The sequence below is a fragment of the Vibrio sp. YT-17 genome (assembly GCF_033337375.1).
GTDB classification, from domain to species: Bacteria; Pseudomonadota; Gammaproteobacteria; order Enterobacterales; family Vibrionaceae; genus Vibrio; species Vibrio alginolyticus.
In genome coordinates, this window is record NZ_JAWOQP010000013.1 from 1 (window position 1) to 11,610 (window position 11,610).

The window sequence follows — 11,610 nt, forward strand, 5'->3', positions numbered from 1 at the left end:
GTATCGCCGAGATTAAGACCCAACTCTACTTGCGTTTCCGCTTCAGACGCGTTCGATAGCGTCACTTTGAAGTTCGCCGTATCACCCTCATTAATGGTGCCAGCATCGGTAATAGTCACGCTTGGACGATCATCATCCGGATCAGGGCCCGGACCACTGCCGTCATCCACTATCGTTGCCGTACCGGTATCGCTGCCTTGCACTGCGCCAATGCCGGTTACTGTCACGCTGAAATCTTCAGGGCCTTCATAAACGGCGTCATCAATGGAAGCGATACGCACATCAAACTCGGTTTGCCCCGCTGGCACCGTTACTACGCCATCGTTTGGCACTGCAACCCAACCGGAGCCTGTGTTGTATTCTAAGGTGCCTAAGTCTCCAACTTCGGTGTCACCTAAGTTCAGGCCTAGCTCGACTTGAACAGTGGACTCGGAGGCATTCGACAGCGTCACTTTGAAGTTCGCTGTCTCACCCTCATTAACCGTACCTGCATCACTCATCGTTACCGCTGGGCGATCATCATCAGGATTTGAGCCAGGTCCACTACCATCATCTAAAATAGTGGCAGTCCCAGTAACAGGTGTGCTTTGTTCTTCTGTCGTGCCAGAGAGCGTAAACGTTTCTGGGCCTTCAAATACAGAGTCGTCAATAGAGTCTATAGAGACCGTAAAGTCACTTTCACCCGGTGGGATCGAAATGGTAAAGGTTCCGCTTTCACCGACTGAAACTTCTTCTGTTGTACCATCAGAAAATGTTATGAGGACACGCTCATTGACGTAGTCACTCCCGTTCTCGTCAGCTGAGCCGCCTGTTGCGGTTCCATCAAGGAGAGAAAGAATGACATCAGTATTGTCTTCAGTTGTTTGACTTAGAGTAATATCGAATACAACTTGGTCACCTTCGTTGATAGTCGGACTAGATATTTCTTGAACTAAGATAGTCGGTGGTACAGGGCCATTAATTACTCTGAAAAGATCCAACAAAGATAGTGCTTGAGTTGTAGATAGTCCGATTCCATCAATACCGACGGTCTCAAAATTCGTACTAGCCAACAATTCAGCGCCAGTACGATCTATTGCACCAGTATTTTGGGGGCTAGAACCACTTTCCTCACCAGCAGCTGGCTCAAAATCCTCACCAAGAGCAGCCGGGTCTTCTCCACTAGCGATAGCCTCGATTAGCGCAGTGACATCATCAGTAACGTTAATTGAACTACCTTGCGGTGTTACCTGTTGTACAATTAATTCTGATGTATCAGAAACTTCCTCAATAATTAATTCACCAGGCTGAGGTAGCTGACCACTTTCAAGACTTCTCAGGTTCCCATCAAGCCCTATAACCACGACATTGCTCATCAATGAACTTAACGCTACTCGATCCATGCTCTTCATCCTTGTATTAGTTTAATTAAAGGCTTGTTACTGCACTAAACACGTCTATAGTTTAGACAAAATATGAATTTTTCGTTTTATTCCAAGAGGATTTAGTTTTTTGAGAGTAATAAGGAAAATAACCGAAGAATTTGCCTTCATTTAAACCAGTTTCCGCTATGCTCTTAAGATAAAAAGGTTTTCTACGAAAAAATCGACCACTTACCAAGCAAGCTTTGCCTCGTATGCTAGAGTTTAGAGAGTAAGATTGTTGTTTTTTATTGAATTAAACATTTAAACATCAACAAGTTGATAATACGCACTAAGAAAATTCATTGTTTGTAACTTCTCGTCTCAAATATGAAACAGAATAAGAGCGACATGATTTTAGGAGAACTAACGTGAGATGGAATCGAGTACATATAGCCTGCTGTTGCTTAATAGTGTCTTCACCAGTTTTCGGTCAAACTCTAGAGCAAGCGGTTGCACAGACGCTACAAAATAACCCCGATATTAAAAGTGCATTTAACGAGTTTATGAGCCAGAAGTACATAAATGAAGCTTCATCAGGTGCTTACCTCCCCTCTGTTGATCTAGATGCTGGAATTGGATATGAAGGATTAGACCCGTCAGATGAAGTTGGTCGAGGCGACACGGATTACACTCGAAAGGAAGCTTCAGTGACACTGACCCAACTAATATGGGATGGTAGCGCTACGTTAAATGATATTGATCGAACCGCAGCTGATGCTGAATCTGTTAGATTTCAACTCTTAGCAGATGCTTCAGATAAGGCACTTGAAGTGACTAAAGTGTACTTGGACGCTGTTAAAGCGTATGAAGTCCTAAAGCTTTCAGAAAACAACCTTGCTGTTCATAAAGATATTTACGATGATATTAAAAAACGAGTCAACTCGGGTATCGGCTCTACTGCTGACTTGACGCAGGTAGAAGCACGTTTGGCAAAAGCACACGGAAACTTAGCTGCTGCTCAAAATAACCTGTATGACTCTCACACGATGTTCACTCGTTTAGTCGGTCAAACACCACAAGGGTTAATCTTTCCGAGAGCGGACCAAAACTTTATCCCGTACACGGTTGATGAAGCGGTAGGCTTGGCATTTGAACTTCATCCCGTTATTCAAGTGGCGCTCGCAGACGTAGACTCGGCTAAGTTTCAATACAAACAGTCTAAAGGTGTTAATTACCCAACCATTTCCATTGAAGCTTCGCAAACATGGCGTGACGACGCTGATGGTTTAAAAGGTCGAAGTGATGAGACACTTGCCATGCTGCGTCTACGCTACAACCTATTCAATGGCGGCAGTGATGCAGCGAACTCAGAAAACTTCGCCTACCAGCTAAATAAAGCAAAAGACTTGCGTGAAGGTGCCTATCGCAATGTTGAAGAAGGGTTAAGGCTTTCTTGGAGTGCGCTTGATTTAACATTACAACAAAAAGAGTTTCTATCAGATCATGTAGACTCTGCGTCTGAGACCGTAATTGCTTACGAGAAGCAATATCGCATCGGTAAACGAACACTGCTTGATCTATTGAACACTGAAAACGAGCTCTTTGAGGCGCGTAAAGACTACTTAGATTCTAAATACGCAGAGCAGTACGCCAAATATCGAGTGATGAACGCAACTGGGCAACTGTTGAGTGCATTAAGGGTTGAAATGCCTAAAGAATGGCTAGAAGAAGTGGAGTATTAATTATGAAACACATAGCTTTTATTACACTCTCATTAATGCTCTCCGCATGCAGTTCATCAGATCGTGGTGATGAATATGATTACATAGATACCCCAATTGCCGATCAGTGGGCTGATCATATAGATGATGACTCTGACGGAGTCATTAACGAGCGAGATTTGTGCCCGGGTACACCTTTGGGTGCCGAAATAGACAACGACGGTTGTGGTTCGTACGTTGACTCCTCACAAGAAATGCAAATTCGAGTACTATTTGCGAACGATTCCGATGTGATCAACCCTATCTTTACGCAACAAATTCTTGAACTATCCGACTTTTTGAAAGAGTACCCGAACACGTCTATAGAGATTCAAGGTTATGCTAGTCGCACTGGTACTGCAGAACATAATCTTGACCTATCTAAGCGCCGCGCTGAAAACGTTAGAAAAGAGCTCATGAAGAATGGCATTAGTGGAGATAGAGTTACCATTGTCGGCTATGGAGACACAGTACTTGCGACACAAGGTACAGACCAAGTTAGTCACGCATTGAACCGTCGAGTAACCGCAACAGTGATTGGCCACAAGGGTGAAGTGAAGAAAGAATGGACCGTTTTCACAACACTTCCAAAAAGCTAGCACAACAATAAACAGACCGTAAAAATAAAAGGTCTAGCAAATTGCTAGACCTTTTTTGATTTTAAATTTGACTACAGTTTAGCGCTACTACATGTCTTTGTACTGAGCTTCTAAACTCGCAATTAAGCTTTGAGTCACATCATCAACACTTGCACCGTCAAAATGGATGTCCAATGTCGAGCTCCCTTTTGTAATACTCAGGTTTGCCTCAGATCCCCCGTCTGGTGCCACTTCTACATGATACTCTCCGACATCACCAGTATGATCACCTGATTGAAGATCATTAAGAAGCTCTCCAATTTCATCTTTAGATAAGTCGTCAAACAGATCTGAGAAGTCTAGAGCGTCTTCATTTTTATTGAAGTCAGTGACAGTGTCGCGTTCATTGGACACATCAATCCATTTAAAGATGTCTTCACCGTCCCCCCCTGTCAAAATATCATTGCCGAAACCACCAATTAAAATATCATTGTCTGCACCACCGAACAGCTTGTCGTCACCACCTTGTCCAAACAAAATATCATCACCTGAACCACCAGAGATGGTGTCTGCTTGGTCGTAATAACGAGACTGTTCAAATTCTGCTTGGTTTTCAGTAATGTAGTGATGAACTTCTTCTTTCGTAACTAACGAAACATCCTTACCTAGTTGAGATGCTACGTAGTTTTGTAGCGCGGAAACTCCTTGCTCACCATCGACGTCGAAACGCATGGCATCACCAAAAATAATGTCATTTCCATCAAGGCTGTTAATCTCATCTTTGCCTTGCATCAATGAAACTTCCTTACCAAGGATCACTTCTGCTAGTTGGTTTACATCTATGTTAGCCCTTACTACACCATCAGAGTCGAAGTTTTCTAACGAATCTTCATCTAAGTAGCGACCAAGACCTATCGAACGAACCTCACTAAATTCAGCCAATGCTTGATATGCGTTATTCGCTTGAGATAGAACATTATTTCCATAATCATCATAGACATATGAGTTAAGCATTCTCCCCACCTGTTCACCAGTAGAGAGCGAATACACCGCCCCGCGAAAATCTATGATTGTTTTATTGTTGTATGTGACTGTATCACCAAACCTGTAATCACTTGGCAAAACATCCGCTAGCGTCACTAACTTTTGTTCTGACACGCCAAGTACGACACCCTCCCAACCACTAAACCAACTCGTATTGTTATCCGTAGCTTGGTTTGGTTGACCATCAGATATGAAATAACTTAGGTTTGTTGCGCCACTATCGGCATTAGCAAACCAGTCTAGTGCAGATTGGAACCCGGCCTCATAATTTGTATTACCATCACCGATTTGTAAAATTGCATCCAATGTAGACTCTATTTGCGATGTTGCGTTGTCAGCACTCAAATCTAATTCAAGTACCTGAGAGCTCCCAGTAGCAAATGTGGTCAATAAAACGTTCACTTTGCCCGAATGAGGGCCACTAGCACTTTCGGTAAGAGTATTCAGCACTGTTTTTAGCTCACCTAGCGCTAGACCAACGTCGTAACCCATGCTGCCTGATGTATCGAGCATAAAAGCAATGTTGTAGTCCTGCCCCTCGACAATCTGTAATCCTTGAACATCGCCAACAATCACATCATTGCTATCAGATCCAGCTATCTTGTTATCACCATGCGTACCGGAAACAAAATCATAATCTCGAACTGAAACAGAAGCCGTGTCCGTCCCCATTTGAGTATTGTTATTAACTTCAACACTTCCTGCCGTCGCTGTTACATCAAAATCTAACGAACCATTGTAATCGGCTGGTACAGTAATCGTACCGCTTAGTTGATGACTGGTTTGATTTGGTTCACTTGAAAGGTCAACCGTGTAAGAACCATCGCTGTTTTCAGCAACCGTTTTGCCATTCACCTCTAATGTTAGCCCTGAAGGAATTCCCGTTAAGGTGACGCTATCGTTAATGAATGACTCACTGCCATCCACATCGATAAGATCAAGGTTCAGCTCAAAAGAGACTTGCTGCTCTGTAAGTACAACATACTCTCCTGTGTTGTTATTTAGCTTGATAATGGCATCTTGGAAGATAAGTTGTTCAATTTCATAAAGGTGGTCACCCGACTCTTTATGAGTGCTCGAAACAACATCTTTTGTATCAATAAATCGGCTATCTTCGACAATCCAATACGGGACCTCTGAGTGGTCAGATGCAGGGTAATAGTTGAAGTTGTAATCAGACAACTTGCCAGAGTAAACAACTGTGTCCGTCTCCGCTTGATCATCTAATGAACCAATACCGCCATAGATAGAATCATTACCTCCTCCAGTCACAAAGATATCACTGCCTTGAGCATCAACGTTCGCACCTGCTTGTTGATCTCCGACAAAGCTCAGTGGCGATTCAGTGTCACCGCTTAGCATTAAGTCATTACCAACATGTCCGTTATTAAACGTTTGTGTCACCACATGTTCAAAGTCAAGCCCTGGTAAATTACTTGCCTCAAGCAGATCTTTAAGTTCTTCGTCTGTAGACCAGCTTCCGCCTAGTGTCACAGGTACAGACGTTACTGGACCGAAAGTAAGGTCAATCTTAATTGGGTCCGCGACAGGCTCTATGTCGATACTCAACGTACCTGAAGCAGAAGAATTGCCATCACTAACAGTGAAATGAATCTGCTCGTAAGTATCCAAGCCGTTCCCAACACCGTCTTTATCGAAAACATTTGCACCAGATTCATGTTCAGCAGGAACATAACGAACAAGACCATTTTCGATATCAGAAGCGAGCACACTTCCAGAAACCGCTTCCCAACCATCAGAACCTTTCACTTGCAGTGAGCCATTTAGAGCAGAAGTGTCAAACTCAACACTTATACTACTATCAACGATGCCTAAATGTTCTAGTGTTATAACAATAGCTTCGTCTTCTAATCCGGAAATTTCGTTGCTTTGAACTGCTGGCGGAACATCATTATCATCAATATAGCCAACGCCAGACACATCTCCGACTTTAATCACAAGACTCTCTGTTGATTCAACCAACTGATCATCAATACTTGGAATGGTAATCTCAAAGCCATTCACTCCGACTGGAACAATAAGGTATCCGCCCAAATACTTCACGCCATTAGTAAAAGTTGCGTTCGACAAATCAATGTCTTGAGAGCTCACACTAGAACCCTCTGCAGAGAAATCCACTTGATACTTAACGGTCTGATCTGTCGCGTTATTTAGTGAAACAGAAAACGTGACATTGTCACCCTCAACAACAGTAACACCTGCAATGCTCTCCACCACAGGTCCATTTTCCGCAACATTACCATCTAGTATTTCGTTAACGATATTGACCGTAGATGGATCACTAACTCCACTTTCAGAATCGACTGCCACATATCCAAAGCTATCCCCGGCAGGAATACCTTCTACATAACGTAACTCCCAGTTCCCTTCATTTTTCGTAGAAAAATCTAACTGAGTAATGACCGAACCTTCAGGAAGAGCTAGTTCTTGCCCAAAACCAACGCTTGTTTCTTGGAATAGCATGAAGTTGCCTTCAGGCTTCAAGAACTCGAACGTTTGAGTCTGTTCGATATTATTTGAATCTAAATACGTAACCGTAATAAGCGCAGCGTTGTCATCACCGTAATCAAACAATCCACCTAATCCATCTAAGCCAAGGTTTACGCTGCCCACAGGGTTATTAGACAAATCGATCGTAATTGTCTCGCCTTTCTCAATACCCTGCCCATCATTGTCAGCAATACCGTTTCCGATATGTGACACTTGGCGGTTGTATTGAGCAAGTTCACCACTATCAGAAGATATAGTGATGGAGGAACCATTAACTAAATGCTCAGTACGGGAGTGTGATGGACCTCCGTCCTCACTTAGCCCCCAATTATTGAAATCTGTTGTAGACTCGGAGCTATTTGGTGTATCTGGGCGATCCTTGATACCTAATAAGAAACCCACATTATCAGCTTCATAGTAAAGGCTATCTTTTTCATAAAGAGTGTCACTGACTTCTTTTATTTCATGCAGTTCACCGTTGTTATCTCTGAAGAACAATGTTCCTGAGGTCGGTAGTTCAGTAATCCGCACATGCAAATCGTTGCCATTTAAGTCATCTTCAATATCCGCTATATGATCCTGAGAGTCGCCATCACCTAAAGGTTTCGTATCAGTATCAAATACAACTTGCGTCAAAGGCTTGTCAGTAACATGCGTAAAGTCCTCACTGTCAGGTCTGTCATTCACTGGCGTCACATCGACGTTCACCGTGGTGGACTCTGACACCCCACCTGACGTAACGATGTAGGTGAAGCTGTCAGCCCCGTGGTAGTTGTCGTTTGGCGTGTAAGTGACGCTGCCGTCCGGGTTGACCGAGACCGTGCCGTTAGCTGGACCGTTATTGGTATCAAGCGACACCACTTTGTCGTCGCCTTCGAACGTGTCGTTATCTAAGACCTTAATGATGGTCGCCGTGTCTTCCACAACCGTCGCTTTGTCTGCCACGATGTCCGCCACAGGCGCAACCGTGAAGTTCACCGTTTGGCTAACGCTTTCACCGCTTGGATCAGTGGCAGTAAACGTTAGGATTTCTGAGCCGTTCCAGTCCGCGGTTGGAGTGAACGTAACAATGCCATTGACGATCGCCACTTGAATGTTGCTGTTGCCAGAGACGCTAAACGTTAACTCGCCATCGGCGTTATCCACATCGCTGAAAGCGGTATTTAGATCGATGGTGTATGGCGTGAAATCTTCCGCCAAGGTTTGGTCTGCGATGTTGCTTTCAACCACAGGTGTGTCGTTCACCGCATTCACGGTGACGGTGACCGTCGCTTGGTCAGTCAGTGCACCATCGGTGATGGTGTAAGTGATTTCAGCGTCACCATGGAAGTTCTCAGCCGGCGTGAAGACCAGTTTGCCGTCAACAATCTCGACTGTCCCTTGCTCACTCGGCACAGACGCCGATTGGATAGACAGCTTATCGCCATCAATATCGGTGTCGTTTGGCAGAACATCAATCGTCACTGGCGTGTCTTCGTCAGTGACAGCGGTATCATCTTTTGCCACTGGCGCGTCATTCACTGGCGTCACATCGACGTTCACCGTGGTGAATTCCGATACCCCACCGGAGGTAACGATGTACGTGAAGCTGTCTGTACCGTGGAAGTTGTCGTTTGGCGTGTAAGTGACGCTGCCGTCCGGGTTGACCGAGACCGTGCCGTTGGCTGGACCGTTATTGCTATCGAGCGACACTACTTTGTCGTCGCCTTCAAACGTGTCGTTACCTAGGACGTTAATGATGGTCGGCGTGTCTTCCACAACCGTCGCGCGGTCAGATTCAATATCTGCCACAGGCGCAACCATAAAGTTTACCGTTTGGCTGACGCTTTCACCGCTTGGATCAGTAGCCGTAAAGGTTAACGCTTCTGAGCCGTTCCAGTCTGCCGTTGGGCTAATGGTCGCGATGCCATTTTCTATTGAGACATTGACATTACTGTTACCTGAGACGCTAAACGTTAACTCACCATCGGCGTTATCCACATCGCTGAAAGCGGTATTCAGATTGATGCTGTATGGCGTGAAATCTTCCGCCAAGGTTTGGTCTGCAATGCTACTTTCAACCACAGGCGTGTCGTTCACCGCATTCACGGTGACGTTGACCGTCGCTTGGTCAGTCAGCGAACCATCGGTGATGGTGTAAGTGATTTCGGCATCACCATGGAAGTTCTCGGCCGGTGTGAACACCAGTTTGCCATCAACAATCTCAACTGTCCCTTGGTCACTCGGCACAGACGCCGAGTCAATACGTAATGTATCACCATCGATGTCAGTATCGTTTGGCAAGATATCAATCGTAACAGCGGTATCTTCTTGTGTTGTTGCCGCGTCATCGTTTGCCACTGGCGCGTCATTCACTGGCGTCACATCGACGTTCACTGTGGTGGACTCCGATACCCCACCCGAGGTAACGATGTAGGTAAAACTGTCTGCCCCGTGATAGTTGTCGTTTGGCGTGTAAGTGACACTGCCGTCCGGGTTGACCGAGACCGTGCCGTTAGCTGGACCGTTATTGGTATCGAGCGACACCACTTTGTCGTCGCCTTCAAACGTATCGTTACCTAAGACCTTAATGATGGTTGGCGTGTCTTCCACAACCGTCGCGTTGTCTGCCACGATGTCCGCCACAGGGGCTACCGTGAAGTTCACCGTTTGGCTGACGCTTTCACCGCTTGGATCGGTGGCCGTAAACGTTAGGGTTTCTGAGCCGTTCCAGTCTGCGGTTGGAGTGAACGTAGCAATCCCATTGACGATCGCCACTTGAATGTTGCTGTTGCCGGAGACGCTGAAGGTCAGATCGCCATCCACGTTATCTACATCGCTGAAAGCCGTATTTAGATCGATGCTGTATGGCGTAAAGTCTTCTGCCAAGGTTTGGTCTGCAATGCTGCTTTCAACCACAGGCGTGTCGTTCACCGCATTCACGGTGACGTTAACCGTCGCTTGGTCAGTCAGTGCACCATCGGTCACGGTGTAAGTGATTTCAGCGTCACCATGGAAGTTCTCAGCCGGTGTGAAGACCAGTTTGCCATCAACGATCTCAACTGTACCTTGTGTTTCAGGTACGGAAGCCGATTCAATCGACAGCTTATCGCCATCCACATCGGTGTCGTTTGGCAGGACATCAATCGTCACTGGCGTGTCTTCGTCAGTAACGGCGTTGTCATTGGTCGCCACTGGCGCGTCATTCACTGGCGTGACATCGATGTTCACCGTGGTGGACTCCGATACCCCACCGGAGGTAACGATGTAGGTAAAGCTGTCTGCACCGTGGTAGTTGTCGTTTGGCGTGTAAGTGACGCTGCCATCCGGGTTGACCGAGACCGTGCCGTTCGCTGGACCGTGATTGGTATCCAGCGACACCACTTTGTCGTCGCCTTCGAACGTGTCGTTACCTAAGACCTTAATGATGGTCGGCGTGTCTTCCACAACCGTCGCGTTGTCTGCCACGATGTCTGCCACAGGCGCAACTGTGAAGTTCACCGTTTGGCTGACGCTTTCGCCGCTTGGATCGGTGGCAGTAAACGTCAACGCTTCTGAGCCGTTCCAGTCCGCAGTTGGGCTAATGGTCGCGATGCCATTTTCAATCGAAACCAACACGTTGCCGTTGCCGGACACTGAGAAGTTCAGTGCGGAGTCGCTGTCTTTAAATGCGTCGTTTAAATCAATCGTGTAGATCGTAAAATCTTCTGCTAACACTTGATCTGAAATGACATTATCGACTGTTGGTGCATCGTTAACGCGATTCACAATCAAACTATCACTGTCGCTAACCGTTGGATTAACACCATCCGATGCTGATGCGCTGATCGTTAGGTCTTTAAGGTTGAGTTCGTCGTTGTTAACCGCGTCAACACCCGCTTGAGTCAGTTTGACTTCATCGCCAACTAACGCAAAGTAGCCGTTTGAGTTGTTTTCTAAAGAAACGGTTAATTGCTCTTCTGGCGTATCGGTATCAGCGACTTCCAACGTTGCCACTACCGTATCGGTACTCACTGCGTCTTCAGTGATACTTTCTACAGCATCGACCTTGATCGTTGGCGCATCGTTCACTGGATTAACGGTAACGGCTACTTTCGCTTGGTCAGTCAGTGCACCATCGGTGATGGTGTAAGTGATTTCAGCATCACCATGGAAGTTCTCGGCCGGTGTGAACACCAGTTTGCCATCAACAATCTCGACTGTGCCTTGTGCTTCAGGTACGGAAGCTGATTGGATAGACAGCTTATCACCATCAATGTCGGTGTCGTTTGGCAGGACATCAATCGTCACTGGCGTGTCTTCGTCAGTAACAGCGGTATCATCTTTTGCCACTGGCGCATCGTTCACTGGCGTCACATCGACGTTCACCGTGGTGGACTCCGATACCCCACCGGA

The 11,610-nt window shown here is 46.0% G+C and carries 3 protein-coding genes and 1 pseudogene; 2 read left to right on the plus strand and 2 right to left on the minus strand.

Annotated elements, in window-relative coordinates; translation table 11 throughout:
• Positions 1 to 1,382: Calx-beta domain-containing protein (locus R7F67_RS13645; protein WP_318057223.1), on the minus strand; the 1,382-nt coding region annotated here is incomplete at its 3' end.
• 389 nt (positions 1,383 to 1,771) lie between these two features.
• Between R7F67_RS13645 and R7F67_RS13650 the strand changes: the two genes are divergently transcribed.
• Positions 1,772 to 3,085, plus strand: a complete 1,314-nt coding sequence (locus R7F67_RS13650) for a TolC family outer membrane protein (protein WP_021707835.1) — start codon at positions 1,772 to 1,774, stop codon at positions 3,083 to 3,085.
• Between the two features lie 2 nt (positions 3,086 to 3,087).
• The gene (locus tag R7F67_RS13655; RefSeq protein WP_005377363.1) at positions 3,088 to 3,702 is read left to right on the plus strand and encodes an OmpA family protein; all 615 of its coding nucleotides are present in this window, start codon (positions 3,088 to 3,090) and stop codon (positions 3,700 to 3,702) included.
• Positions 3,703 to 3,789: 87 nt separating this feature from the next.
• On the opposite strand, the pseudogene R7F67_RS13660 reads toward R7F67_RS13655, so the two are convergent.
• Positions 3,790 to 11,589: pseudogene (locus tag R7F67_RS13660) on the minus strand (tandem-95 repeat protein); the annotation flags it as partial.
• Positions 11,590 to 11,610 lie beyond the last annotated feature (21 nt).